The organism is Polymorphobacter megasporae (assembly GCF_018982885.2).
In the GTDB taxonomy this organism is placed as follows: domain Bacteria; phylum Pseudomonadota; class Alphaproteobacteria; order Sphingomonadales; family Sphingomonadaceae; genus Polymorphobacter_B; species Polymorphobacter_B megasporae.
Window position 1 is genome coordinate 3,418,206 of record NZ_CP081848.1, and the last position, 25,206, is coordinate 3,443,411.

The following is a 25,206-nucleotide window of genomic DNA, read 5'->3' on the forward strand; positions in this document are numbered from 1 at the left end:
CAGATCGACGCCGCGATTGCACTCTGTACAGGCACGACGTCATCATGCCGCGCCTTGGCACGACGACGTGCAATTGCGGTGCTGGTCATTCTCGCTCGGTATCGACCGGGTGCACGTGTACGCTACCGGCGTCACCGTCCGTGGTGGCCGACCGAATACCGGAACCAGAAAACAGCATGGCTCGAAAGCACTCAAAATACGCCGCGGATGATGCCCGTCCTTCCGAAGACGAGACGCCGGTGGTGTTGGCGCCCTGCTGGCTCTGTGGCCGGCCGACCGGGAAGACGATCGTATGGCACCACCCCGTTCCGAAAAGCCGTGGCGGACGCGATGTCGTGCCGATGCACCCGATCTGCCAGCAGACGGTGACCGCCAACTTCACGAACTCCGAACTCGAGCGGCATGGGATGGACGTGACCGGCCTGCTGGCAAACGATGCCGTAAGCAAATTCGTCGCCTGGATCGCGAAGAAAGACCCCGATTTTACCGCCGCGACGACAAAGAAACAGCGCTGATCGATCTCGATAGCGTGACAGCACCCAGAGGTGCCCGATGAGTTTCGGTGAACCAATTGTGCCCGGCGCGCGTATTACGAACGCAGTGCCGTTCCGGCTTGGCCACCGCTAGCGAAAGTCAATGGTTTCGCTTAGCGATCACGAACATCGAACGAGCGGGGCCCGGGCAATGGACATACCGAGAATTGACCGCGCTGCCACCGGAGTGACCGGCCTCGATGATGTCCTCGGCGGCGGTCTCGCCCGAGGGCGCATCTTCCTGCTCGAGGGAAGCCCGGGCGCCGGCAAGACGACGATCGCGATCCAGTTCCTCGCGGCTGGAGCCGCGAGCGGCGAGACGGTCCTGTACATCACCTTGTCCGAGACCGAAGACGAGCTTCGCGCCAGCGCCGCGTCGCATGGCTGGACGATGGACGGGATCGAAGTTTTCGAGCTCATTCCGCCGGAGAACCTGCTCGACGAGCAGCAGCAGCAAAGCCTGTTGTATTCGTCTGATCTCGAACTCGGTGAAACGACGCGGCGGATCTTCGAGGCTTTCGAGAGCGTCCGTCCGTCGCGCGTGGTTCTTGACAGCCTGTCGGAGATCCGCCTGCTTGCTCAAGGCTCGCTACGCTACCGGCGGCAAATTCTCGCGCTCAAGCATTATTTCGCGAAGCAAAACGTGACGGTCCTGCTGCTCGACGACATGACCACGGATGCTAACGACAAGACCGTCCACAGCGTTGCTCACGGGGTCATTCGACTGGAGGAACTCGCCCCCGATTACGGCGCCGAGCGGCGGCGGCTCCGCGTCGTCAAATATCGCGGCCAACGTTACCGCGGCGGTTACCATGACTTCGTCATCCGCACCGGCGGCATCGAAGTTTTTCCGCGGCTGGTGGCTGCCGAGCACAAGTCCGAATTCGAGCGCAATCAGCTGGCCAGCGCGTCACCTGAGCTGAACCTCCTGTTGGGCGGCGGGGTGGAGCGTGGGTCGAGCGTGCTGATCCTCGGACCGGCAGGCACCGGAAAATCGCTGCTCGCCCTGACGTTCGTCGTCGGCGCAATAGCCCGCGGCGAGAAGGCAGTGATGTTCGCCTTCGACGAGGAGCTCGGCCTTCTCTTCGCGCGGGCCCTCGGCCTCGGCATCGATCTTGAGAAGATGGTCAACAGCGGGAATTTGCTGATCGAGCAGATCGACGCCGCCGAACTGTCGCCCGGGGAACTGACGTCGCGGGTACGTCGTTGCGTCGAGGTCAATCAGGCTCGCACTGTCGTGATCGATAGCCTCAACGGCTATCAGGCATCGATGCCGGAAGAGAATGCGCTCATCCTTCACATGCACGAGCTCCTCCAGTATTTGAACCGGCAGGGCGCGACGACATTCCTTACCGTCGCGCAACATGGGCTTGTCGGCGACATGAAGTCGCCGGTCGACGTGACATACCTCGCCGACACGGTGATTCTGCTCCGCTATTTCGAAGCGACTGGCCGTGTCCGGCGCGCGGTGTCGGTGGTCAAGAAACGAACCGGGTTTCACGAGGACTCGATCCGCGAATTCCGGATTGACCACCGAGGCATCACCCTCGGCGAGCCGCTCACGAATTTTCAGGGGGTCCTGCGCGGCGTGCCGATCCTCGTGGGCACGGAAAACATCCTGCTCGATAACTCAATTTGACGGCCGCCGCGCCTGAACGCGGGCTGGTGCTCGCGCCGCGCGGCCGCGATGCGGTGCTGGCGCAGGCCATCTTGGTCGAGGCACGGGTGCCGAGTGCGATCTGCGATACGGTTGCCGACCTTGTTGCGCAGATCGAGGCAGGGGCCGGCTTCGCGCTCGTGACCGAAGAAGCACTTCGATCGACCGACCTGAGCCCGCTTAGCGACTTCCTCGCAGCGCAGCCGGAGTGGTCCGACTTCCCCTTCATCCTGCTAACCGAACGCGGCGGCGGCATCGAGCGCAACCCTGCGGCCGCGCGCTACCTCGAGCTGCTCGGTAATGTGACCGTGATCGAGCGTCCGTTCCACCCGACCACGCTGGTGACCCTGACGCACTCGGCACTGCGCGGCCGCCGCCGCCAGTATGAGGCGCGCAGCCGCCTGCTCGCTCTCAACGAGAGCGAGCAGCAATTTCGCACGCTGGCCAACTCGATTCCCACCCTGTGCTGGATGGCTGACGCCGATGGCACCATCTTCTGGTACAATCAGCAGTGGTACGATTACACCGGGACCACGCCGGTCGAGATGGACGGCTGGGGCTGGCAATCGGTCCATGAACCGTCGTACCTGCCCGACGTATTGACGCGCTGGAAGCACTCGATCGCGAGCGGTGAAGAGCTCGACATGACCTTCCCGCTGCGTTCGCGCGATGGCGTCTATCAACCCTTCCTGACCCGGGTGCGACCGGTGCGCGACACGAGCGGGGCCGTCGTCCGCTGGTTCGGGACAAATACTAATATCGCGACCCAGCAGGCCGCCGAAACCGCGCTCCGCGAGCTTGCCGCCGATCTCGAACATCGGGTCGCCGAGCGCACCGAAGCGCACGAACAAGCGCTCGACCAGCTGCATCAGGCGCAGAAGCTTGAGACGATCGGCCAGTTGACCGGCGGGGTCGCGCACGACTTCAACAACCTGCTCACCCCGATTATCGGTGCGCTCGATCTTCTCCAGCGCAAGACCCAGGGCGACGACGCCCGGACGCTCCGCCTCCTCGACGGGGCAATTCAATCCGCCGAACGCGCGCGCGTTCTCGTCCAGCGCCTGCTCGGCTTTGCCCGCCGCCAGGTCCTCGAAACCCGCGCGGTCGACGTCGCCGACCTGATCACGGGCATGAGCGATCTGATCCGCAGTTCGATCGGCGCGACGAGCGAATTGATCGTGGAGGCCGGGCATGACCTTCCCCTTGCGCTCGCCGATCCCAATCAGCTCGAGCTCGCGATCCTGAACCTTTGCATCAACTCGCGCGATGCGATGCCTGAAGGCGGCAAGATCACGATAACGATCGAGATAATCGACGCAGCGCGCGAGACCATCGCCGGGCTGACGCCCGGCCAGTATATTCACCTGGCGGTCGCCGACACCGGCATGGGGATGGATCCAGCAATATTGGCGCGTGCGGTCGAGCCATTTTACTCGACCAAGGAACAGGGTCGCGGAACCGGTCTCGGCCTGTCGATGGTCCACGGCCTTGCGGCGCAGCTTGGCGGAGCGTTCAAACTGGAAAGCACGCCTGGCACGGGCACGACTGCGTCTTTCTATCTCGCGCTGGCCGATGCCGATGCTCCCGGCATTCGGCGCCCATCGGGTGACGCAGCGGATATCGCCATGTCGCCGTTGAGCATTTTGCTCGTTGACGATGAGGACGTGGTTCGGCGCGCAACGAAGGCGATGCTCAAGGACATGGGCCACGGCGTGACCGAATCTGCGGGTGGCTCCGAAGCGCTGGAAAAGCTTAACGCCGGGCTGATGCCGGACGTGCTGATCACCGACTTCAAGATGCCGCGGATGAGCGGCGCGCAATTGGCTGAGCAGGTCTATCAGAAATGGCCCGACCTCCCGCTCCTGATCGTCACTGGATATATCGGCGACGCGTATGAAGTGGCGGGAATACGCGTCCTCGCCAAGCCGTTCCGGCAGTCGGAGCTCGCCGCAGCCCTGCTCGACGTTGTCGGCGACCGGGCGCAGCCTGCATCTTAGCTTCTCAGCGACGCGCACTCGAATGCGTTGACGGTTACTTGCTCGACCCTCCGATCGTCGAGGTCGATATGTTATCGTGTGTAACTCGGCGGTGCACCCTGCCGAAAGCTGCCATGATGATGGGCGAATTATTGGCGGCATGAGCGCGAACCGGACGGAAGATACCACGTACGCTTTCGCGCACCCGCGGCGGACTTGGCCTTATCGAGACGCTCTACTGCCAAAGTGCTAAGCACGGCATGCGTCGGTGGTCTAAAGTTAACTCGTGCAAAAAGCTGGCGACGATTGCGGGCGGGGTCTTTCCAATTCGGCACGCCGCTCGCTGCGCCTGCGATAGAAGGTAAAGCGCGTGGAAATGCAGCAGGTTCGCTACTTCTTAGCCGTGGCACGAACGCTGAATTTCACGCGTGCCGCGAAGCAATGCAACGTGTCTCAGCCCTCGCTGACCCGGGCCATCCAGGCACTCGAGGCTGAATTCGGCGGCCCGCTGTTCCATCGCGAGCGGGGAAATACGCATCTGACCGAGCTCGGGCGCATCATGTCGCCCTTCCTCGCAGCCGCCGCCGAGCAGACTGCGACTGCAAAGCTTGCCGCCGACGCCTATCGTCGGCTGGGTTCGGTTCCGCTCAGAATTGGGGCGATGTGCACTGTCGGGCCGGCGATTATCTGCGACCTCATCATTAAGTTTCGCCACGACTATCCGACCGTGAGTTTCTGCGTACAAGATTGCACGGCGCAGTCGCTGATCGACATGCTGACCGGCGGCGAGCTCGATCTGGCGCTGTTCGGGATGCCGGAAAAGCTCGACCACCGCTTCCACGCGGTCGAGTTGTTCGAAGAAAGCTTCGTCATCGCGCTACCGGAGGATCATCCGCTGACGGATCGGCTCGCCGTCACGGGCAAGGATTTGCACGGCGAAAAATACGTCAATCGGGCGAGCTGCGAATATGCCGACATCGCCAAGCTCGAATTTGCCGCGATGGGAGTGAAATTAAATCAGGTCTTCACCAGCGAACGCGACGACTGGGTCCAGGGGATGATCAAGGCCGGGGTCGGCCTCGGGTTTTTGCCCGAGTTCAGCGTGACCGATCCGAGCCTTGTCGTAAAACCGCTCATCGAGCCGAGCTTCCAGCGTCGCGTCCAGCTTGTCACCGTTCGCGGCCGACCGCATTCACCTGCGGTCGGCGCCTTCGTTGCCGAGGCTCGCGCCTTCGTGTGGCCACGAGGGCGGGACAAGGCGGTCGAGTACCATCGGGAAACCCGCGCACGAGTCTGCCCTGGTGGTGTCGCACTGCCCCATCGCCGCCGCCGCGTTCCGGTTTGACACGCCTCGATTATTCAACCGCCGACGGTCAGAAGCCCTGAACGAGCTGAACGATGTATTTTTCCCGGAATGAGTTGCGGTTGTCCGTGACGGGGAACTCGACGCCGGAAAGCAGGAACAGGTTTCCGCCGACGTGGGTCCGCATACCCGGGGTGATGCTGACGAAGCTTTTGCCGACGCCGGTGGTGGGCTCGCGCCAGTTACCCGCGACATAGAGTGTAAGGTCGCCGAAGGGAGCGTCACTGTGCGGCGTGATCGTCCGGCCGACCGCCGCGTTGAGCGCGAAGGAATCGGGGAGGCGGCCATCGGCGAACTCGTAGGCAACCCGGCCGCGGAGCGAGAAGCCCTTGCCGACGTCGCTCCAGAAATTAATCTGCGGTTGCGCCGCGAACACTGAGTTCCCGAGGCGGCTCGACCCCGTCGGGAGCCGCCAGCCGACGCCGGTGTTGATCGACAGGTTCTTGGTTTCCGCGATCATCAGCTGCGTCGTCAGCGTGATGTCGCCAAAATTGCTGCGGCCTCCCGACTCTTGATAGAACGGGACCTCAAGGCCAGCCCACAGGCGCCGCGACAGCGGATAGTTGAAGCGGGCGAGACCCTCGTGCGTGTCCGGACCCTTGGCATCGGTGTAGTCATAGGCGAGGTGGACTTCACGGGTGAAGAAGCCATCGGCGGTCGCTAGCCAGCCCTGCCGGGGAGCGCCGCCATCGCCGTTGGGCACCGGGATCCATTTTTCAAACAATTCCGAACCGAATGCGGTCGAGCTCAATGGCGACCAGGCCGGATCGGCGGACGCGGCGAGCGAGGGGGCCTCCTGCGCTGCGGCCGCTACGGGCAGAACTGCGAGGGCAGCGAGGAAGGCGACGCGGCGGGTTAGTGCCGGTTTCGGGATTTTCACCGACGGAATCATGCTCGAGCCTTTGCAATTGCCGCCGGGTACGCCGCACCGCATTCGGCAGGCCGTCCGCGAGTGGCGTGTGGGATGGCAATCAGGGCCGGGAGGGGGCGCCCGGCCCTGAAGGCGACTCAGCGAGAGGCGAGCTCAGGCTGGGCGATGACCGGGCAATTGACGATCGCACGCGTCGGGCGAAGGCCGCCGACGAACGCATTGCCCGAACCGGGGGGGTTGATGAATGCGCTTTCGACCAGACCCGCGCCGATCAGTTCCTTGAGATCGGCAAACGAGACGATGCGGCGAACCTTGCCATCACGAATTGCGGCGGCGGTCCACTGGCTGACGTGGGCGTCCCACATCGGGCTGTAGTTGTTCGATGCCGACCGGTCGTCATTCTGCGGCCCGACCGGGAAGACGTTGATCGGATCGACGCCACCGTTGGCGAGCGACATCTCGAAACCCTGCGACTGGTTCGAGTTCGCATCACGCGGCCCGTTGAGCACCGGCGAGAAGCCCAGCAAAGCCGAATTGTCCTCGGGCGTCGAGCTCCCGAACGTCGGCAGCTTTTCGAGGCGGGGCGCATAAACCCCCTTCTCCAGCACCGACGGCACAGCCGCCGAGACGTCGGTCACCATGTGGTAGAACCACTGCTTGCCGTCGTGCATTCCGTCGAGGAGCGACATCGTGATCGTCCGCTTCTTGAGATCGACGGCGACCGCCCGGTCGTGCTGCCCGCTCGCGTTGGCAACGACCTGGATATTGAGGACGACACCGCTCGGCAGAACCGCGAGCGACGAGTAGTTCGCATCACCGAGCGCACCCGGCGTTGCGAAGCTGGGGGGGAACGGCTTGTCGCCGGCGCCGGGAGCAACCGCATAGACCGGCGAGAAGTCGACGTCACCCGGCAGATGCACGACGCCCTTGACGATCGTCACCTGCATCGCGCCGTCCGACTGCGCGCCCTTGGCGAGCTTGGGGGCGTAGTTGATACCCATCGAACGAGCGACGTCAAAGTCGGACGATTCGGTGATGATGAAGAACGTCGGCTCGCCGCTCGGACCGATGCCGCGGTAAAGCGGCAGCGTGACGCTCGCCTTACGGAAGGTAAAATCGATTGCTAGCGCGCTTTTCACGAAGACGTGATCGGTCGGCTTGAACTTGGTACCGTGACCGATCGTATAAGCTTGGCGGCCCGATTCCTTGGCGGCTTCGCTTTGGATCGACCGAATGTCGTCGGTCGTCGTCGCTCCGGCAGCAACCGGCGCCAGTACGGCGAAAGCGAGGGCCAATGTCTTTAAATTCATAGCTATATTCCCATCAGGTTCCATGTCCTGCGATGATGGGTAGGCCGATGCCTCGACCGGCGGAAATACCTAAGCGCTATCGGTTCGATAGGGTATCGCTATGACCCTACGTATATATCGGTCCAATCGTGCCACGCACAGGGCGTGCGCTCGGCGCGAGATGCACATCAACTCGCGAGTATCGTCGGCGGGTCCCCGCTTGCGCGGGAATAATAGGGCCACGCTTCCTTTACGACCGGCAGGCCAACTGCCCTTGCACCACTCCGCACTCCGATCTTTGACCGCCGCGGTTGATGCGGACGCTCGCCGGGGCCGAGCGCGCAGCTTGCGGAATCGCCGCGACGGTTCCGACCGTCACGCCATTGAGCGCCTCGATCACGTCGCCCGGCTGAAGGTAACCAAAGCGCGCAGCGGGAGCGCCCGGGTCGATCGCGGTGACGACGACGCCGCGCTCGGGCAGCCCAGCGCCGAGTTCCTGCGCGAAGGCGGGCGACAGGTTGCCGACGGTTACCCCGGTCAGCAGGTTGTCGCCGCCGACCGTCGACAGCGCGCGCGGCGGGTTCTCGGGCGGCTTGGCCAGCGTCAGCGCGACCCGCTCGGTCTTCCCGGCGCGGAGCAGCGTCACATCGAGCTTGGTCCCCACCCCCTGCGTCGCGATGCGGTAGCGCAGCATCCCCGGATCGGCGACGTCCTTGCCGTCGATCCCGGAGATCACGTCGCCGACCTTGATCCCTGCGTTCGCGGCGGGCGACCCCGGCGTGACCGCGGTCACCAGCACCCCGCCCGGACGGTCGAGCCCGGCCAGCCGCGCGCTGTCGGCGGTGACGGTCTCGCCCTCGGCGCCGATCCAGCCGGTGACGAGCTTGCCGGTCCCCGCGGCTGCAAGGAAGACGCGGACGATGTTTGCCGGGATCGCGAAGCCGATGCCCTGCGACCCGCCGCTGCGCGAGTAGATCGCGGTGTTGATGCCGACGAGGTCGCCGCGCAGGTCGAGCAGCGCGCCGCCCGAATTGCCCGGATTGATCGCCGCGTCGGTCTGGATGAAGAACTGATAGTCCGACACGCCGACGCCGGTGCGCGCGACCGCCGAGACGATGCCGTGGGTGACCGTCTGGCCGACGCCGAACGGATTGCCGACCGCGAGGACGACATCGCCGACCTCGGCGCGGTCGCTGTCGCCGAGCTTGATCACCGGCAGCTTCGCGCCCTTGGTGTCGATCCGTAGCAAGGCGAGGTCGGACTTGGCGTCGGCGAACACCAGCTTCGCCTTATATTCGCGGCGGTCGGCGAGCCCGACGAGGATTTCGTCGGCACCGGCGACGACGTGGTTGTTGGTGACGATCAACCCGTCGGACTGGACGATGACGCCCGACCCGAGCGACTGCTCGACACGCGGTTGCGGCGCGCCGCCACCGAAGAATTGCCGGAAGAACGGGTCGTCCATCATCGTCGCGCGGCTGCGATTGACGCGAGCGGAGTAGACGTTAACGACCGCCGGGGCGGCGCGCTTGGCGACGGGGGCGAATGACAGCTGGACCTGGCCAAGGTCGGCGGGGGCGGCACGCGTGACGGCGACGGCTGGCGGCGGCGCGAGGACATCGGCGCTGACGGGCGCGTGACCGACGCCGTTCTCGATCCCGAGCGCAAGGGCCAGTCCACCGATAGCGCCCCCGCCAAGCAGGATTGCAGTTCGCATCATCGGTCGCATAGTCTCTCCGCGTTCTCGATACTCCCCCGCACGCGAGCGAGGATTTCCTCGCTGTGCATGTGGGACTAGATCGCTGAAGCCGCAATGAACTGCGCGAGGGGCTGCCAGATGAAACTCTACCATTGCGCCGGGGCGCGATCGTTTCGCGCGTTGTGGACGCTCGAGGAGCTCGGCCTCGACTACTCCCTCGAGACGATGCCGTTCCCGCCGCGCTTCACGGTTCCCGGCTACCTCGACATCAATCCGCTGGGGACGATCCCGTTCTTTACAGACGGGCCGGCGGCGATGACGGAGTCGGCGGCAATCTGCGAATATCTCGTCACGAAATACGGTTCGACCTCGCTCGCGGTGACGCCGGACGAGCCGAATTATGGCGCGTATCTCAACTGGCTCCACCACGGCGAGGCGACATTGACGTTTCCGCAGACGCTCGTGCTTCGCTATCGGGTGTTCGAACCCGCGAAGGGGCTGCAGGCGGCGGCGGACGATTATGCCAAGTGGTTCGCCAAGCGGACGGTGCTCGCCGCCGCAGCGCTCGAAACCCGCGACTATCTCTGCGCCGGGCGCTTTACCGCCGCCGATATCTCGGTGGGCTATGCATTGCTTCTCGCCGAGCGCCTCGATCTGCTCGCCGGGCTCGCGCCGTCGCTGATCGCCTATTGGGCGCGGCTGCAGGCGCGCGATGGCTTCACGCGGGCGGTGGCGGCGGAGCGTCGCTGACCGCGATCACGTCGCGGCGGTCGAGCGCGCGGTATAAATGCGGGAACAGCATGCCGCCGCGCGACTCCTCCCAGCGCAGCGCGTCGCCGAGCGCGTCGGTGTCGAGCGTCACCACCGTCACCGCCTCGCCGGCGAAATACTTCGCCATGGTCCCCGCCGTCTGGGCGTCGGTCGACATATGGATGTAGCCGTCGCGGAGATCGTCGGCCGATCCGGCGAACACCCCGTCGCGCTCGAACGCCACCCATTCGGGGCTGCGCAAAATCTTGTAGACGAGCATGGTTAGTCCCGATTTACGCTCTGCCTTGCATTTGCCCGGCAAAGCGCGCACATAGCAGCCAGCCGAAGTTGCCTGCAACCGTCGAGCGGCGCTTCACGCCCCCTCTTTCGTTTTCTTGCTGCCGAGGCGTTCGGGCGCGGTTTTGCGTCCGGACCTCTTGAACGATCTAAGGACTTTTCTACATGGCGATCGGTACCGTCAAATTCTTCAACAGCGCCAAGGGCTATGGCTTCATCGCTCCGGACGGCGCTTCCAAGGACGTCTTCGTCCACGTTTCGGCAGTCGAGCGTTCGGGCCTCAACGGTCTCAACGAAGGCCAGAAGGTCAGCTTCGACGTCGAGAACGACCGCCAGGGCCGCAGCTCGGCCGTCAACCTCCAGCTGGCTTAACAGCCCGTATGGCGAAGGAAGAAGCACTCAAGGTCGAGGGCACGATCGCCGAGATCCTGCCCGATGGCCGGTTCCGCGTGAAGCTTGAAAACGACCATGAGATCATCGCCTACACGGCGGGCAAGATGCGCAAGAATCGTATCCGCTCGATCGTTGGCGACCGGGTCCATGTCGAAATGACCGCCTACGACCTCGACAAGGGGCGTATCGTGTTCCGCGAAAAGACGGTCAATCCGCCGATGAACCAGCGCCGCTTCTTCCGCCGCTGACGATAACCCGCCCCGGGGCAGCAATGCCCCGGGGCACACTCTTTCTCCGAGGGTTCGTGCCATGAGCGACGCCATCGTCACGAACGCCGTACCGGTAACCGACGTTGCCGAAATCGAGATCGCCGACGCCAAGCTGATCGAGGACCGCGCGCTCGATTACCGCATCGTGCCCTTCCGCGAGACCGACTACCGCACCGGCAGCGTGTCGAGCCGCGACGTCGAAGCCCCGGTGATCAATCGCTTCAGCGACCACGTCCTCGTCCGCATGCCGGATGGGTCGAGCCTCCGCGTCCAGGAAAAGCGCCGCTAATTTAGCGCAGTTCGAAATCCGCCGGATCGGGTGCCCGCGTCGCGTTCCAGTAATCGACCAGCGCGAACGGCCAGTTCTGCGACACCCGCCCCGACTTCGACTTGTACCAGCTCGACACGCCGGGCGACCCCCACGCCATCTCCGCGTTCGCCGCATCGACCCGCGTATTGAACGCGTCGTGGACATCTTGCTTCGGCGTCATCGCCTTCGCATCCGTCTCGATCAGCAGCTTGAGCGCGCCGAGGATGTACGTCACCGAGCATTCCGAGAAGAAGATGATGCTGCCGTTGACGACGATGTTGGTGTTCGGCCCATAGATCGTGAAGAAGTTCGGGAAGCCCGGCATCGTCATCCCGAGATACGCGCGCGCATCGCCGTCCCACGTCGCGTGGAGGTCGCGCCCGCCCTCCCCCATCACCGTCATCGGCATCAGGAAATCGCTCGCGTGGAATCCTGTGCCGTAGATCAGCACGTCGGCGCCGACCACGCACCCGCTCGCCAGTTCGACTCCCTCGGGCACGATCCGTGCGACGGGCTCGTCGATCAGGTCGACGTTCGGGCGCTTGAGCGCGCCGATCCAGACGCCGTTGTCGCGCAGCATCCGCTTCGCCCCCGGCGGATAGGCGGGGATCAGCTTCGGCAGCAGGTCGGGACGGTCCTCGACTTGGCTCGCGATATAGCCGGTCAGTGCCTGCCGCAGTTCGTCGTTGACCGCCGAAATCGCCCCCTCGCCCGCCCACTCGGCGTCGCGCGTCACCGCACCGAGGATGCCGTCGGTCAGCATCCAGAACAGCCAGAAGCGCCACCAGTTGGCGTAGAACGGGACATGGTCGATCAGCCACTGCGTCGCCGCCGGCACCGCGTCGTGATAGTCCGGAGTCGGCCCCAGCCACGGCGGGGTCCGCTGGAAGACGCTGAGATGGCCGACGTCGCCTGCAATTTCAGGGACGAACTGGAACGCACTCGCGCCGGTGCCGATCACCGCGACACGCTTGCCGGTCAGGTCGACCCCGTGATCCCAGCGCGCCGAATGGAACGCCGGTCCGGCAAAGTCGCCGATGCCGGGCAGGTCGGGATATTTGGGGACGTTCAACTGCCCGACCGCGCTGACGACCGCGCGCGCGGTGAGCACGTCGCCGCTGCTCAGCCGGACGCGCCAGACCGACGCCGCCGCGTCCCAAGTCGCCGCCTCGACCTTTGTGTTGAAGCGGATGTGCTCGCGGAGGCCGTGGGCATCCGCGACTTTCGCGAAATAGCCATGGAGGACATCACCGGTCGAATACAACTTCGGCCAAGCGTGATCGTCCGCGAACGAATAGCTGTAGAGGTGATTGGGCGTGTCGACGCGGACTCCCGGATACTGGTTCGCCAGCCACGTCCCGCCGACGTCGGCGTTCGCCTCGACGATCGTGAACGGCAGCCCGGCCTGAACGAGCGAGAGCCCCATCAGCAGCCCCGACATGCCCGCGCCGATGACGACGACGGGGAAGTCGGCCTTGGCTGCGGCGGGGGCATCGATCGTCACGCGCAGCTCGCGCGCCTCGGGACCATCGAGCGCGAGTTCCTCGATCAGGAACGGGACGTACGGCTCGGGAATGTCGGCCCCGGCGATGAAATCCATGCAGGCGCGGATCGCCGCCTCGGACGGACGGGGCGGCAGCTTCGCGCCGCGGTCGCGATGCGCACGCATCGCCTCCGCCGCGAGCGACCGCGCGCGTGCCTGCTGCTCGGGGGGAAGATTGCCCTGCCCGTCGCCAAAGAACTCGTACACCGGGCGGTCGAAGTCGCGGAGGTGATCGGCATTGCCGGTCAGATGCGCGATCGCCACGAGCAGCGACGGGATATGCGCGCCTTCGAGCGCGGCATCGATGTCTGCGTCGGTCATAATCCGCGGCTCCTTTGCCGCGCCGCGCGCAGCACGAGATAAGTCAGCAGCCCGATCGGCCCGGCGAGGAAGGTCAGCGCGAGGCAGACCAGCAGCAGCCAGTGGGGCACGCGCGCGGCGGGCGCGGTCTCTGCCTCCCACGCCCCGATGAACAGGTCGAACGCGAGGTAATGCACCCAGCCCGCGAGGAACGCTTCGCGCGTCTTGAGCAGCGCCATCACCCCGTCGAGCGAATTAAAGCTCGCCCCCGGGATCGGCGGACCATTGCTCAGCGCGTGGATCAGGACCGCGAGATAACCGCCGCACAGGACCGCTGCGAGGGTGCGCGCCACCAGCACTGCGAGCGGACGCTGCAACGGAGCGAGGGCGAGGATAATCCACCCGGCAAGCGCGATCGTCGAGGCGATGCGGAAGAGGAGGTCGAGGGGCATCGTCACGCCTAATTGTCATCCCCGCGATCGCGGCGACCCAAGGTCACCAACGGCAGCGACTTTAAGTCCCCGCGTTCGCGGGGATGACAATTCAGAGAAGTCACGCTGCCATCCTTGCCCGCGCGCTTGCCCGGATCATGTCGCTCGCTTTCTCCGCGATCATGATCGTCGGCGCGTTGGTGTTCCCGCTGACCAGCCGCGGCATGACCGAGGCATCGACCACACGCAGCCCCTCGACCCCGCGCACCCGCAATTCGGGGTCGACGACGGCGCGGGGGTCGCCCGCGCGGCCCATCGCGCAGGTCCCGACCGGGTGGTAGATCGTGCTCCCCGACTGGCGGGCGAATTCGAGCAGGTCGGCGTCGGACTCGACCGCAGTCCCCGGCAGCAGTTCGTCGCCCATGTACGGCGACAGCGCCTGCTGCCCGGCGATCACCCGCCCCCAGCGCAGGCCGGCAACGATCGTGTCCTGGTCGAGCCGGTCGGCGAGATAGTTCGGGCGGATCGACGGCGGGGCGAACGGGTCGGCGGACTTGACGTGGATCGTCCCCCGGCTTTCGGGGCGAAGCTGACACGCGGCGAAGGTCAGGCCGGGCTTTTTCTCGAGCTCCCAGATCTGCTTCGCGACGAACTTCTCGACGTCGACCGTCGCGGGCAGGATGTGGAACTGCACGTCGGGCCCGTCGAGCCCCGGCCGCGTCCTGACATACGCCTGGACATGCGCCGCCGACATGGTGAGCAGCCCCTTGCGCGACGCGGCATAGCGCGCCGCCTCGCGGACCAAGCGCCAGCCGCGGCTGAGCTCGTTGACCGAAACGCAGTTGTTCAGCCGGTACTGCATCGACACGACATAATGGTCCTGCAAATTCGTCCCGACCCCGGGGGCAGCGACGCGGACATCGATCCCGGCGGCGCGCAGCACCTCGGGATCGCCGATCCCCGACAGTTCAAGCAGTTGCGGCGAGTTGACGGCACCGCCGCTCAGGATCACCTCGCGCCGCGCGGTCGCCTTGACGCTCGCGCCGTCCTTGCGGAAGCGAACCCCGGTCGCGCGGCCGTTGTCGATAATGACGCGCTCGGCGTGCGCTTCGGTGACGACGGTCAGGTTTGCCCGGTCGAGCGCGGGGCGGAGATACGCCATCGCCGCCGACCAGCGGCGGCCATTCTTCACGGTCAGCTGGAAATAGCTGATGCCGTCCTGGCTAGCGCCGTTGACGTCGTCGTTGAACGGCAGCCCCGCCTCGGTCCCGGCAGCGATGACCGCGTCCGAAACCGGGTGGTGCTCGGTGATGTCGGAGACGTTCAGTGGCCCGTCGGTGCCGTGGTGGTCGTCGCTCAAGCGCTCATTATGCTCGGCGCGCTTGAAGTACGGCAGGACGTCGGTGTGGCTCCAGCCGGTGCACCCCGACTGCGCCCAATTGTCGTAATCCGCCGCCTGCCCGCGGACATAGAGCAGCCCGTTGATCGACGACGATCCGCCGAGCACCTTGCCGCGCGGCCAGACGTGCGGACGCCCGCCGCTGCCGGGGTCCTCCTCGGTCTGGTATAGCCAATTGACCTTGGGGTCCTTGAGCGTGCGCGCGTAGCCGACCGGGATATGGATCATCGGGCTCGAGTCCTTGCCGCCCGCCTCGAGCAGCAGGACGGTCGCGGTGCCGTCCTCGGTCAGCCGATTGGCGAGGACGCACCCCGCACTGCCCGCGCCGACGATGATGTAATCGACTTCCATGCGCTCTCTCCCCACGCCGGCTTTTGCCGGTCGACGGGGCGAGTATGCGGGAGGTTGTGCGGCGAGGCTAGACCCCCAGATGGCCATGGTTGCGGGGGCGATTGACCGTCGGCGGGGAGCAATCCCCCCTCAGCCGTCATCCCGGCGAAGGCCGGGACCCACGGTCGTGGCAAGCTCCGAAATTCGCGTTGCGCTCGACAGTGGGTCCCGGCCTTCGCCGGGATGACGGCTCTAACCTGACTTCCGTGATTTTCCTATTTCGACGCGACGCCGCTCAGTGTTGCGAAACCGGCGTCCGGACGATCATCCCATCAAGCGCGGGCGACGCGTAGATCTGGCACGCGAGGCGGCTGTCGGCGGTGACCCCCTCGGCGAAGTCGAGCATCGACTCCTCCATGTCCGACTTCGTCCCCGCCAGCACGAGCCACGCGGCGTCGACATGGACATGGCACGTCGCGCACGCGCAGTTGCCGCCGCAATCGCCGTCGATCCCGGGGATGCCGTTCGAGACCGCAGCCTCCATCAGCGAGTAGCCGTCCTCGACCTCGAGCGTCCGCGCGCTACCGTCGGCCGCGACGTAGGTGATCTTCGCCAATGCTCGTCCTCGCTTCAGGCCGGAATGCGGACCGGCAGGCTGGCATAGCCTTTGACGAACGCCGACGGAACCCGCGCCGGCGGTCCCATGATCTCGATCGTGGGGAAGCGCTTGAGAATCTCCTCCCAAACGATCTTGAGCTGCATTTCCGCCAGCCGGTTGCCGACGCAGCGGTGGATGCCGAAGCCGAACGACAAATGCTGGCGCGGGCGGGCGCGGTCGACGATGAAGCTGTCGGGGTCGGCGATCGAGCGTTCGTCGCGGTTGCCCGAGACGTACCACATGACAACGCGGTCGCCCTTGCGGATGGTCTTGCCGCCCAGTTCGACGTCGACCAGCGCGGTCCGGCGCATGTGCGCGAGAGGGGTCTGATAGCGGATGATCTCGCTCACCGCCGACTCGATCAGCGCCGGGTTCGCCTTGAGCTTGGCCCACTGGCCGGGGTTGGCCGCCATGAAGGTCAGCCCACCGGTGATCGAATTGCGCGTCGTGTCATTGCCGCCGACGATCAGCAGCAGCAGATTGCCGAGATATTCCATCGGGATCATGTCACGCGTCGCCGGATTGTGCGCGAGCATCGAGACGAGGTCGTTGCCCGGCGCTGCCCCCTCGACCGGGTTGACCCGCTGATTCCACAGGCCGGTGAAATAGATCAGGCATTCGAGCATGATCGCCTCGCGCTCGGCCTTGGTCGGGTTGCCCGGAATCGTCTCGTCGGCGGTCGCCATGTCGGACCAATAGGTCAGCAGGCGGCGGTCCTCCCATGGGAAGTCGAACAGCGTCGCGAGCATCTGCGTCGTCAGCTCGATCGAGACGCGGTCGACCCAGTCGAACACCTCGCCGCGCGGCAGCCCGTCGAAGATCGCCTGCGCGCGCTCGCGGATCAGGACTTCGAGGTTGGCGAGATTGCCCGGCGAGACGATCGGCGACACCGCCTTGCGCTGGACGTCGTGCTTGGGCTGATCCATCGCGATGAACATCGGCAGGATGAAATCCTTGTCCATGTCCTTCGCGGTGATCCCGCCGAGGTGCGCGTCCGACGAGAATTGGGCATGATTGGTGTCGACCGCCATGATGTCGGCGTAGCGCGTGACCGACCAATACGGCCCGAAGCGCCCGTTGGCGTGATAATGGACCGGGTCCTCGTCGCGCAACCGCTCGAAATAAGGCCAGTGCGTGTCGTTCACCCACAGATCGGGGTCGAGCATGTCGAAATCGTCGAGCGGCATCGCATACGCCCGCGCGCGCGCCGCAGCGAGGTGCGGCGGCTCGTTTGCGCGCGCCGCCGCGAAATCGATCGCCCGTGTCGCCATGTCCGTCTCCCAAGCGCCCGTTATCGAGTCTCACTCAGGAACGTGCACTACCACTACGCAAAGCGCAATGGACTATCGCCGGAGCGGCCGAGACCCTAACCAATGCCGATGACTGACCGCATCACGATCCCCCGCCCCGACGATTGGCACGTCCACCTCCGCGACGGCGCGATGCTGGCCGCTGTCGCCCGCTTCACCGCGGCGCAGTTCGCCCGCGCGATCGTCATGCCCAACCTCAAGACCCCGGTGACGACCACCGTGCTCGCCCGCGAATACCGCGAACGCATCGCCGCCGCCGCGCCGGGCTTCACCCCGCTGATGACCGCGTACCTGACCGACACCACCGACGCCGCCGACCTGATCGCGGGTGCCGCTGCGGGCGTGTTCACCGCCGCCAAGCTGTACCCGGCGAACGCGACGACCAACTCCGCCGCCGGGGTTACCGATATCGCCGCGATCATGCCGGTGCTCGAAGCGATGGCCGATGCCGAGTTGCCGCTGCTAATCCACGGCGAGGTCACCAGCGCCGACATCGACATCTTCGACCGCGAGGCGGTGTTCATCGACCGCATCCTGACCCCGCTCGTCGCGCGCCTGCCCGAGCTGCGGGTCGTCCTCGAACATATCACGACGCGCGAAGCCGCCGACTTCGTCACCGCGAGCGGCCCCAACGTCGCCGCGACGATCACCCCGCACCACCTCCACCACAGCCGCAACGCGCTATTCGCCGGGGGCATCCGCCCGCATCTGTACTGCCTGCCGATATTGAAGCGCGAGACGCACCGGCTGGCGCTGCGCGCGGCGGCGACGTCGGGGAGTGCAAAGTTCTTCCTCGGCACGGATTCGGCCCCGCACGCGCTCGACACCAAGGAAGCCGCGTGCGGGTGTGCGGGGGTGTTCAATGCGCCGTTCGCGATCGAAAGCTATGCCGCGGTGTTCGACGAGGAGGGGGCGCTCGACCGGCTCGAGGCCTTCGCCTCGCTCAACGGTCCGGCATTCTACCGCCTGCCGGTGAACGAGGCGCGGATGACGCTTGAGCGCGCGGCGGTGGTGGTGCCGGAGCGGTTCGGCGAGCTGGTACCGTTCCATGCGGGCGAGACGCTGGCGTGGCGGATCGCCGTCTAAATCCTCCCCCGTCTTCGGGGGAGCATCTAAGCGGTGGCGAACACCCGCGCCATCTTCGCCTGCGCCTCGTCCTGGACTCGCGCGAGATGTCCAGCGTCGACGAAGCTTTCGGCATAGATCTTGTAGACGTTCTCGGTTCCCGACGGGCGGGCGGCGAACCAGCCGTTGGCGGTGGCGACCTTGACCCCGCCGAACGCCGCGCCGTTGCCGGGGGCGGTGGTGGTGACGGCGGTGACGGGATCGCCCGCGAGGTTGCCCTCGAACGCGGCGACGTCGAGCGTCTTGAACGCGGCCTTTTGCGCCGGGCTCGCGGGGGCGTCGGTGCGGGCGTAGAACGGCTCGCCGAGTGCCGCGGTCAGCCGCGCATAGCGTGTGCTCGGACTCTCGCCGGTCGCGGCGGTCATCTCGGCGGCGGCGAGGCCGAGGATCAGCCCGTCCTTGTCGGTCGTCCAGACGCTGCCGTCGCGGCGGAGGAACGACGCCCCCGCGCTCTCCTCGCCCGCAAACGCGATGGTGCCATCGCGCAGTCCGCCGACGAACCATTTGAAGCCGACCGGCACCTCGACGACCTTCCGGCCGTGCGCGGCGGCGACGCGGTCGAGCATCGCGCTGGTGACGACGGTCTTGCCGACCGCGGCGGTCGCGCTCCAGCCGGGCCGCGCCTCAAGCAAATAATCGATCGCAGCGCTGAGATAATGGTTCGGGTTCATCAGCCCCGCCGGGGTGACGATGCCGTGGCGGTCGGCGTCGGGATCGTTGGCGAAGGCGATATCGTATCGGTCCTTCATCCCGATCAGCCCGGCCATCGCGAACGGCGACGAGCAGTCCATCCGGATCTTGCCGTCCCAATCGGGTGGCATGAAGCCGAACGCCGGGTCGACGACCGTGTTGACCACTGTCAGGTCGAGCCCGTAGCGCTCGGCGATCGGCCCCCAATAGCCGACCCCCGCCCCGCCGAGCGGATCGACGCCGATGCGGATTCCCGACCGCGCGATGACGTCCATGTCGATAACGTTGCCGAGGTCGCCGACATAATGGCCGACGTAGTCGAACGGCGTTCCGGCGGGCGCGGCGCGGCGGACCCCCACAAGCTTCGCCGCCAGCAGGTCGTTCGCGCGGCGTTCGATCCATCCGGTCGCGTTGGTGTCGGCGGGGCCGCCGTCGGGGCCGTTATATTTGAAGCCGCCGTCGCGCGGCGGGTTGTGCGACGGGGTGATGACGACGCCGTCGGCGAGGTGATCGCTGCGCCCGGCATTATACGTCAGGATTGCGTGGCTGATCACCGGGGTCGGGGTGTAGCCGCCCGCGGAATCGACCATCACCGTCACGCCGTTGCCCGCAAACACCTCGAGCGCCGAGGCCAACGCGGGTTCGGACAGCGCATGGGTATCGCGCCCGACGAACAGCGGCCCGTCGAGTCCTTCGCTGCTGCGCCAGTCGCACACCGCCTGCGTCACGGCGAGGATATGCGCCTCGTTGAACGCGGTATCGAACGCCGAGCCGCGATGACCCGAGGTGCCGAAGGCGACGCGCTGGGCCGGGATCGCCGGATCGGGAACCTGCGCGGAATACGCGGCAAGCAGGGCGGCGATGTCGATCGGAGCTGTCATGCGCCACCCTTTACGTGACCGGTGGCCGCGGCGAAAGAGCACAGCCGCTCCCGAACAACTGGCGCGCGAATATCGTTTCTGGAGCGTTCCGCACATCGACAACGTAATGACTGTTGGGAAATGAACGTTAACGCGGCGGTTTCCCTGCCGTTTAATACCAGACCTTAACCTTCTGGGCGCAAGCCAAATTGGCTCGGTGCCTGCAATATGGCATCGGCGTGTATCGGTGTGTAGCGAAGGACGGCGGCTTGGGCGTAATCTTTGACCAACGTCTCGCAAAAGAGTCTCCGCCCGACGCGGAGCCGGCCGTCGAGGGCCATCTCAGCTGGAACGTCGCCCTTGATCTCTGGATGGTCGCCGAGCTGCTGTGGCTCGCTGTCGTTGTCGTGTCGATGGCGTCGACCGACCTCGGCGGGCGGCTGCCGGGGACGTCGCATCTTCCGATTGCGGTCGGCTGGATCGCCGCCTTCGCGCTGCTGTCGCTATATCACCGGTCGATCGAGGCGCAGGTCGTCCGGACCGACCGGCTCAAGCAGGCATTCTACGACTGGACGAAGGCGAGCATCATCACGATGGTCGTCGGCTTCATGCTCGCCGAACTCAAGGTCACCTCGCGGGCCTGGGTCTTCACCACCTTCGTCGCCGGCATCGTGACGATCAGCGTGACGGGCGCGGTCGCGCGGTATCGAATTGCCGAGCGGTCGCGCGAGGGGTCGCTCGGCGAGCGCATCGCGATCTATGGCTGCACCGAAAAGACCGAAGCCTTGATCTCGCTGATCGAGAACGGCTCGGGGCCGGTCGCCAAGGTGCTGCTGATGTCCGACCGGCGCAATCGCGGCGGCAAGACCAGCTACAACGGCATGGTCGTCGGCCACGACCTCGACGACTTCGTCAGCCAGATCAAGGCGAAGAAGATCGACACCGTGATCATCGACCTGCCGTGGTCGGCGGGATCGCGGATCGACGATGTCGTCCAGTCGCTCGAACAGATCAGCGTCAACATCTCGATGGCACCGGCGACGCTCGACCTCGAGAATGCGAAGCAGTCGGTCACCTATGTCGGCGGGCGGCCGACGCTGTCGCTGTATCGCCGCCGCATGACCGGCGGTCAGGCACTCGCCAAGGTCGTGTTCGACCGCACCGCCGCCGCGATCGGCCTGCTGATCATCGGTCTGCCGCTGCTGATCGTCGGCCTGATCATCAAGCTCGATTCGCCGGGGCCGATGCTGTTCCGCCAGAAGCGCCGGGGCATGAACAACGAGGCGTTCGACATGCTCAAGTTCCGCAGCATGTATGTCGCCAGCGCCGATGCGAATGCCGACAAACTGGTGACGCGGAACGACAGCCGGGTGACCAAGGTTGGCGCGTTCCTGCGCAAGACGAGCATTGACGAGCTGCCGCAGCTGGTCAACGTGCTGTTCGGGCAGATGTCGCTCGTCGGCCCGCGTCCGCATGCCTATGGCGCAAAGGCCGACGCGCGGCTGTACGAGGAAGTCGTCAAGCGCTACCCGGCGCGCCACCGCGTCCTTCCCGGCATCACCGGCCTCGCCCAGGTCCGCGGCTTCCGCGGCAACACCGAGGAGGAAAAGGACATCGTCAACCGCGTCGAAAGCGACATCGAATATATCGACCGCTGGACCCCCGCGCTCGACATCCAGATCATCGCGCGGACGGCGGCGGTGTTCCTGTTCCAATCGGGGGCTTATTGAGGACGAGGAGCGCTTTGCGCGGTCGCCGCCCGATCCATTTAATCGTAGCCGATCTCAATCTTGTCATCCCCGCGAACGCGGGGACCCAAGCTCACTGCCGTCGGTGACTTTGGGTCCCCGCTTTCGCGGGGATGACAATTTAGAGAGGGGTCGCTTCTATCCACTCCCCCCGCTCCAACGACGCCCCTTCACGCGTGATAATCACACCACGGGTTTCGCCGCCGTAACAGCACGCGTAGGACCCTCCCGATGCGCCCCCGCGATTTCCTCCTCCTCGTCGCCGTCTGCCTGACGTGGGGCCTGAGCAACGTCGTGTCGAAGATCGTCGTCGGGCAGTGGCACGTCCCGCCGCTGTTCTTCGCCGCGCTGCGCTTTGTCATGGTCGCGGTCGTCACCCTGCCGTGGCTCCGCCCGGTGCCGCGCCCGTTCTGGCGGATCGTCGCGGTCGGGCTACTGATGGGAGCGGGCAACTTCGCTTTGCTGTTTATCGGGCTGCAGACGGCAACACCGTCGGCGTCGGCGGTGGTCATCCAACTCGGCGTCCCGTTCACGACCTTGTTGTCGGTCGTCATCCTCGGCGAGCGGATCCACTGGCGGCGGGGGCTCGGGATCAGCCTGACGCTCGCCGGCGTCATCCTCGTCGTGTGGAACCCGAACGGGATCGCGATGTCGACCGGGTTGTGGTTCATCGTCGCCTGCGCCGCCGCCGGGTCGCTCGGCGCGATCCTGATGAAGCAGATGGAGAATGTCGCGCCGCTGCGCTTCCAGGCGTGGGTCGCGCTCGTCTCGTTCGCCCCGCTCGCCGTGGCGTCGGCGCTGTTCGAGCACGGCCAGGTCGCGAGCGCGGTCGCCGTTGGCTGGCCGTTCGTCCTGACGATGCTGTTCTCGGCGTATGTCGTCAGCCTGATCGCGCACACGACCTATTACGGGCTGATCGCGCGCTATGAGGCGAACCTGCTCGCGCCGCTGACGCTGATGACGCCGCTGGCGACGATCTCGTTCGGGGTGATGCTGACCGGCGACCGGCTCGATGCGCGGATGATCGCGGGGACGGTGCTCGCGCTGACCGGCGTGCTGATCGTCGCGCTGCGGCGGACGCCGGTGACTCCGATGCTGATCCGCACCGAGCATCCATAAGTCAGCCGAATATGACCGCCGCGCCCACGGTTGCCGCGACCACCGCGAGCGGAGGCGCCTTGGCGAAGGTCAGCGCGGCAAACCCGGCGACCGCGATCACCGCGTCGCGCCACGACCCGATCGCTCCGGTCCCGACCGGGTCGTATAGCGCGCTCGCGAGAATGCCGACGACCGCGGCGTTGGTCCCGCGCAGCGCCGCGCGCGCCAGCGGCTGGGCGGAGAGCGCCGACCAGAACGGCAGCGCGCCAAACAGCAGCAGCATCCCCGGCGCGAACAGCGCGACGAGCGCCAGCACCGCGACCCCCGCCCCGCCGATCACCGCGCCGAGATACGCCGCGAAAGCGAACAGCGGCCCCGGTAACGCCTGCGCCGCGCCGTAGCCGCTGAGGAACGCGTCGCCGCCGATCCAGCCAGGGGGCACGACCTCGGCGCGGAGCAGCGGCAGGACGACGTGACCGCCGCCGAAAACCAGCGCGCCCGACCGGTAGAAACTGTCGGCGACCGCGACGCCCAAGTCGCCGGTGGCGGCGCGGAGGAGTGGCAGTCCGGCGAGCAAAATCGCGAAGACCGCGAGGCACACACCTCCGGTCCGGCGCGACACCGGGAAGCGGCGCGGTGCGGTCACGTCAAGCGAGTGCGCTTCGGATTCGCGTGTCAGGATTAAGCCCAGCAGCGCTCCCGCCGCGATCGCCGCAAGCTGCCCGAAGCGCCCGGCAACTGCGACGATCGCCACCGCGACGACCGCGATACCGAGCCGCTTGAGGTCGGGCGTCAGGCTCCGCGCCATGCCGACGACCGCCTGCGCGACGATCGCCACCGCCGCGAGCTTGAGCCCGTGGATCGCCGCCGCCGCGACCGGGCCGTGCAGGCTGCCAGCGACAAAGGCGAACGCTATCATCAGGATCGCCGACGGCAGGGTGAAGCCGAGCCACGCCGCGAAGGCTCCCTTCACCCCCGCGCGGTCGAGTCCGATCGCAACGCCGACCTGGCTCGACGTCGGCCCGGGGAGGAACGAGCACAAGCCGACGATCTCAGCGAACCGCGCCTCGTCGAGCCACCGCCCGACGAACGCCCGGCGGAAATAGCCGAGGTGCGCCACCGGCCCGCCGAACGAGGTCAAGCCGAGGCGCAGGAAGGCGATAAAGACCTCGATCACGCCCGCTCGTCCTTCGGAGAATCCATGACGATGTAGGAGGTTATGCTCGCGAGGCCCGGGATCACGCCGAGAACCTCGGTGTGGAAATACTTGTACGCGGCAAGGTCGCGGACCTCGACGCGGAGCAGATATTCGATGCCGCCGGTGACGTTGTGGCATTCGCGAACCTCGGGGGCGTCGGCGATCGCCGCCTCGAACCCCGCCTGCGCCGCCTTGGTATGCGTCGCGAGCCCGATGGTGAGATAGGCGAGGAAACCCGCTCCGCGCGCTGCTGGATCGATCACCGCGCGGTAGCCGGTGATCGTCCCCGACCGCTCGAGATCCTGCACCCGGCGCAGGCACGCCGACGGCGACAGCCCGACTTTGCTCGCAAGGTCGAGATTGCTGATCCGTCCATCCTCGGACAATGTACGCAATATCTTGCGGTTTATCGGGTCAATATCGGTCATAAGTTGCAGAGATAGCGTATTCACAACGATCTTCGCAATGACGTTCGTTACGCCTTCGCTTATACTGCGCGGACCATGACACAATCGCTGTTCCTCGCCCTCGTCGCCTTCGCGCTCGTCTCGTCGATCACGCCAGGGCCGAACAACCTGATGCTGATGGCGTCGGGGACCAACTTCGGCTTCGCCCGGACGGTCCCTCACATGCTCGGCGTCGTGATCGGCTTCACGCTGATGATCGTCCTCGTCGGCGCGGGGCTGGTGACGGTGATCGGGCTGGTCCCCGGCGCGCTGGTCGCAATCAAATGGCTGAGCATCGCCTACCTCCTTTACCTCGCATGGAAGATCGCGACCGCGGTGCCGAAGCCGCTCGTCGCGGGCAAGGCTGGCGGCAAGCCGATGACCTTCGTCCAGGCGGCGCTGTTCCAGTGGATCAACCCGAAGGCGTGGACGATGGCGCTGACCGCGGTGTCGGCGTACATCCCGGCGGACAATCCGCGCGTCGGATTGCTGATCGTCGCGCTCGTCTTCGGCGCGATCAACCTGCCGAGCGTCGGGCTGTGGGCGGCGATGGGGGTATCGCTCCGGCGCTTCCTCAGCGACCCGCGGCGGCTCCGTGTGTTCAACGTCGTCGCCGCGCTGACGCTGGTCGCCACGCTCTATCCGGTGGTATTCGGGCATTAG

General features: G+C 66.0%; 24 protein-coding genes. 12 read left to right on the plus strand and 12 right to left on the minus strand.

The features are described 5' to 3' along the window. The first annotated feature begins 176 nt into the window (after nt 1-176). The 4 genes from KTC28_RS16020 to KTC28_RS16035 all read left to right on the plus strand — a co-directional run bounded on the left by KTC28_RS16020 (nt 177) and on the right by KTC28_RS16035 (nt 5,511). Nucleotides 177-515, plus strand: coding sequence for a hypothetical protein (locus tag KTC28_RS16020; protein WP_216709832.1), 339 nt, complete (start codon nt 177-179; stop codon nt 513-515). 169 nt (nt 516-684) lie between these two features. Next, nucleotides 685-2,172: a DUF7125 family protein gene (locus KTC28_RS16025; protein ID WP_216709833.1), complete on the plus strand. Its 1,488-nt coding sequence runs from the start codon at nt 685-687 to the stop codon at nt 2,170-2,172. Continuing rightward, complete coding sequence (locus KTC28_RS16030) at nt 2,169-4,187, plus strand: hybrid sensor histidine kinase/response regulator (RefSeq protein WP_216709834.1); 2,019 nt, start codon at nt 2,169-2,171, stop codon at nt 4,185-4,187. The genes KTC28_RS16025 and KTC28_RS16030 overlap by 4 nt, the downstream gene beginning before the upstream one ends. A gap of 355 nt (nt 4,188-4,542) precedes the next feature. Then, nucleotides 4,543-5,511 (plus strand): LysR family transcriptional regulator, encoded by a 969-nt coding sequence (locus KTC28_RS16035; RefSeq protein WP_216709835.1) that lies wholly within the window; start codon nt 4,543-4,545, stop codon nt 5,509-5,511. Nucleotides 5,512-5,539: 28 nt separating this feature from the next. Here the strand turns inward: KTC28_RS16035 and KTC28_RS16040 are convergent, their stop codons facing one another. The 3 genes from KTC28_RS16040 to KTC28_RS16050 all read right to left on the minus strand — a co-directional run bounded on the left by KTC28_RS16040 (nt 5,540) and on the right by KTC28_RS16050 (nt 9,409). Further along, nucleotides 5,540-6,409, minus strand: coding sequence for a transporter family protein (locus KTC28_RS16040; protein ID WP_216709836.1), 870 nt, complete (start codon nt 6,407-6,409; stop codon nt 5,540-5,542). 128 nt (nt 6,410-6,537) lie between these two features. After that, entirely contained in the window at nt 6,538-7,710 is a 1,173-nt protein-coding gene (locus tag KTC28_RS16045; protein ID WP_216709837.1) for a hypothetical protein, read from the minus strand. A gap of 229 nt (nt 7,711-7,939) precedes the next feature. Further along, complete coding sequence (locus KTC28_RS16050; RefSeq protein WP_255602095.1) at nt 7,940-9,409, minus strand: Do family serine endopeptidase; 1,470 nt, start codon at nt 9,407-9,409, stop codon at nt 7,940-7,942. 117 nt (nt 9,410-9,526) lie between these two features. Between KTC28_RS16050 and KTC28_RS16055 the strand changes: the two genes are divergently transcribed. Next, nucleotides 9,527-10,138, plus strand: coding sequence for a glutathione S-transferase family protein (locus KTC28_RS16055; RefSeq protein WP_216709839.1), 612 nt, complete (start codon nt 9,527-9,529; stop codon nt 10,136-10,138). Here the strand turns inward: KTC28_RS16055 and KTC28_RS16060 are convergent. Then, the gene (locus KTC28_RS16060) at nt 10,107-10,418 is read right to left on the minus strand and encodes a DUF952 domain-containing protein (protein ID WP_216709840.1); all 312 of its coding nucleotides are present in this window, start codon (nt 10,416-10,418) and stop codon (nt 10,107-10,109) included. The two genes, KTC28_RS16055 and KTC28_RS16060, sit on opposite strands and share 32 nt — an antisense overlap. Before the next feature lie 182 nt (nt 10,419-10,600). Between KTC28_RS16060 and KTC28_RS16065 the strand changes: the two genes are divergently transcribed. The 3 genes from KTC28_RS16065 (at nt 10,601) to KTC28_RS16075 (ending at nt 11,386) form a co-directional block, all read left to right on the plus strand. Further along, the gene (locus tag KTC28_RS16065; protein WP_179870798.1) at nt 10,601-10,807 is read left to right on the plus strand and encodes a cold-shock protein; all 207 of its coding nucleotides are present in this window, start codon (nt 10,601-10,603) and stop codon (nt 10,805-10,807) included. A gap of 8 nt (nt 10,808-10,815) precedes the next feature. Then, a complete protein-coding gene (gene infA / locus KTC28_RS16070) occupies nt 10,816-11,076 on the plus strand; it encodes a translation initiation factor IF-1 (protein WP_179870797.1) in 261 nt (86 codons plus the stop codon). Between the two features lie 61 nt (nt 11,077-11,137). Then, the gene (locus tag KTC28_RS16075) at nt 11,138-11,386 is read left to right on the plus strand and encodes a hypothetical protein (protein WP_216709841.1); all 249 of its coding nucleotides are present in this window, start codon (nt 11,138-11,140) and stop codon (nt 11,384-11,386) included. Between the two features lies 1 nt (nt 11,387). On the opposite strand, the gene KTC28_RS16080 is transcribed toward KTC28_RS16075, so the two are convergent. From KTC28_RS16080 to KTC28_RS16100, 5 genes are all read right to left on the minus strand, one after another. Then, a complete protein-coding gene (locus tag KTC28_RS16080; RefSeq protein WP_216709842.1) occupies nt 11,388-13,271 on the minus strand; it encodes a flavin-containing monooxygenase in 1,884 nt (627 codons plus the stop codon). Beyond that, nucleotides 13,268-13,702 (minus strand): ABA4-like family protein, encoded by a 435-nt coding sequence (locus KTC28_RS16085; RefSeq protein ID WP_216709843.1) that lies wholly within the window; start codon nt 13,700-13,702, stop codon nt 13,268-13,270. Before KTC28_RS16085 ends, KTC28_RS16080 begins: the two co-directional genes overlap by 4 nt. 100 nt (nt 13,703-13,802) lie before the next feature. Continuing rightward, nucleotides 13,803-15,431 carry a GMC family oxidoreductase gene (locus KTC28_RS16090; RefSeq protein WP_216709844.1) on the minus strand — a complete coding sequence of 543 codons (1,629 nt, stop codon included), beginning with the start codon at nt 15,429-15,431 and terminating at the stop codon, nt 13,803-13,805. A 274-nt stretch (nt 15,432-15,705) separates the two neighbouring features. Then, complete coding sequence (locus KTC28_RS16095; RefSeq protein ID WP_216709845.1) at nt 15,706-16,026, minus strand: 2Fe-2S iron-sulfur cluster-binding protein; 321 nt, start codon at nt 16,024-16,026, stop codon at nt 15,706-15,708. Nucleotides 16,027-16,040: 14 nt separating this feature from the next. Further along, on the minus strand, nt 16,041-17,339 hold the full coding sequence (locus KTC28_RS16100) for a cytochrome P450 (RefSeq protein WP_216709846.1): 1,299 nt from the start codon (nt 17,337-17,339) through the stop codon (nt 16,041-16,043). Nucleotides 17,340-17,447: 108 nt separating this feature from the next. On the opposite strand from KTC28_RS16100, the gene pyrC reads away from it, so the two are divergent. Next, nucleotides 17,448-18,464, plus strand: a complete 1,017-nt coding sequence (gene pyrC / locus KTC28_RS16105) for a dihydroorotase (RefSeq protein ID WP_216709847.1) — start codon at nt 17,448-17,450, stop codon at nt 18,462-18,464. A 26-nt stretch (nt 18,465-18,490) separates the two neighbouring features. Here pyrC and pgm read toward each other — a convergent pair whose 3' ends face one another. Beyond that, nucleotides 18,491-20,074, minus strand: a complete 1,584-nt coding sequence (pgm, locus tag KTC28_RS16110) for a phosphoglucomutase (alpha-D-glucose-1,6-bisphosphate-dependent) (RefSeq protein ID WP_216709848.1) — start codon at nt 20,072-20,074, stop codon at nt 18,491-18,493. 248 nt (nt 20,075-20,322) lie between these two features. Here pgm and KTC28_RS16115 point away from each other — a divergent pair, with 248 nt between their 5' ends. Both KTC28_RS16115 and KTC28_RS16120 read left to right on the plus strand, forming a co-directional pair. Next, entirely contained in the window at nt 20,323-21,783 is a 1,461-nt protein-coding gene (locus KTC28_RS16115) for an exopolysaccharide biosynthesis polyprenyl glycosylphosphotransferase (protein ID WP_216709849.1), read from the plus strand. A 249-nt stretch (nt 21,784-22,032) separates the two neighbouring features. Beyond that, nucleotides 22,033-22,920: a DMT family transporter gene (locus tag KTC28_RS16120; RefSeq protein ID WP_216709850.1), complete on the plus strand. Its 888-nt coding sequence runs from the start codon at nt 22,033-22,035 to the stop codon at nt 22,918-22,920. Between the two features lies 1 nt (nt 22,921). Here the strand turns inward: KTC28_RS16120 and chrA are convergent, their stop codons facing one another. After that, nucleotides 22,922-24,076 carry a chromate efflux transporter gene (gene chrA, locus KTC28_RS16125; protein ID WP_216709851.1) on the minus strand — a complete coding sequence of 385 codons (1,155 nt, stop codon included), beginning with the start codon at nt 24,074-24,076 and terminating at the stop codon, nt 22,922-22,924. Beyond that, nucleotides 24,073-24,492: an Lrp/AsnC family transcriptional regulator gene (locus tag KTC28_RS16130; RefSeq protein WP_255602097.1), complete on the minus strand. Its 420-nt coding sequence runs from the start codon at nt 24,490-24,492 to the stop codon at nt 24,073-24,075. Before KTC28_RS16130 ends, chrA begins: the two co-directional genes overlap by 4 nt. 108 nt (nt 24,493-24,600) lie before the next feature. Here KTC28_RS16130 and KTC28_RS16135 point away from each other — a divergent pair, with 108 nt between their 5' ends. After that, nucleotides 24,601-25,206, plus strand: a complete 606-nt coding sequence (locus tag KTC28_RS16135) for a LysE family translocator (protein WP_216709853.1) — start codon at nt 24,601-24,603, stop codon at nt 25,204-25,206.

Excerpts from the sequence above, each read along its gene's own strand:
- KTC28_RS16135 (WP_216709853.1), top strand. The coding sequence starts at position 24,601 with ATGACACAATCGCTGTTCCTCGCCCTCGTCGCCTTCGCGCTCGTCTCG.
- KTC28_RS16100 (WP_216709846.1), bottom strand. The coding sequence starts at position 17,339 with ATGGCGACACGGGCGATCGATTTCGCGGCGGCGCGCGCAAACGAGCCG.
- KTC28_RS16085 (WP_216709843.1), bottom strand. The coding sequence starts at position 13,702 with ATGCCCCTCGACCTCCTCTTCCGCATCGCCTCGACGATCGCGCTTGCC.
- KTC28_RS16075 (WP_216709841.1), top strand. The coding sequence starts at position 11,138 with ATGAGCGACGCCATCGTCACGAACGCCGTACCGGTAACCGACGTTGCC.
- KTC28_RS16090 (WP_216709844.1), bottom strand. The coding sequence starts at position 15,431 with ATGGAAGTCGATTACATCATCGTCGGCGCGGGCAGTGCGGGGTGCGTC.
- KTC28_RS16050 (WP_255602095.1), bottom strand. The coding sequence starts at position 9,409 with ATGATGCGAACTGCAATCCTGCTTGGCGGGGGCGCTATCGGTGGACTG.
- pgm (WP_216709848.1), bottom strand. The coding sequence starts at position 20,074 with ATGACAGCTCCGATCGACATCGCCGCCCTGCTTGCCGCGTATTCCGCG.
- KTC28_RS16055 (WP_216709839.1), top strand. The coding sequence starts at position 9,527 with ATGAAACTCTACCATTGCGCCGGGGCGCGATCGTTTCGCGCGTTGTGG.
- KTC28_RS16020 (WP_216709832.1), top strand. The coding sequence starts at position 177 with ATGGCTCGAAAGCACTCAAAATACGCCGCGGATGATGCCCGTCCTTCC.
- KTC28_RS16045 (WP_216709837.1), bottom strand. The coding sequence starts at position 7,710 with ATGAATTTAAAGACATTGGCCCTCGCTTTCGCCGTACTGGCGCCGGTT.
- KTC28_RS16120 (WP_216709850.1), top strand. The coding sequence starts at position 22,033 with ATGCGCCCCCGCGATTTCCTCCTCCTCGTCGCCGTCTGCCTGACGTGG.
- KTC28_RS16080 (WP_216709842.1), bottom strand. The coding sequence starts at position 13,271 with ATGACCGACGCAGACATCGATGCCGCGCTCGAAGGCGCGCATATCCCG.
- KTC28_RS16065 (WP_179870798.1), top strand. The coding sequence starts at position 10,601 with ATGGCGATCGGTACCGTCAAATTCTTCAACAGCGCCAAGGGCTATGGC.
- KTC28_RS16025 (WP_216709833.1), top strand. The coding sequence starts at position 685 with ATGGACATACCGAGAATTGACCGCGCTGCCACCGGAGTGACCGGCCTC.
- KTC28_RS16035 (WP_216709835.1), top strand. The coding sequence starts at position 4,543 with ATGCAGCAGGTTCGCTACTTCTTAGCCGTGGCACGAACGCTGAATTTC.
- pyrC (WP_216709847.1), top strand. The coding sequence starts at position 17,448 with ATGACTGACCGCATCACGATCCCCCGCCCCGACGATTGGCACGTCCAC.
- KTC28_RS16060 (WP_216709840.1), bottom strand. The coding sequence starts at position 10,418 with ATGCTCGTCTACAAGATTTTGCGCAGCCCCGAATGGGTGGCGTTCGAG.
- infA (WP_179870797.1), top strand. The coding sequence starts at position 10,816 with ATGGCGAAGGAAGAAGCACTCAAGGTCGAGGGCACGATCGCCGAGATC.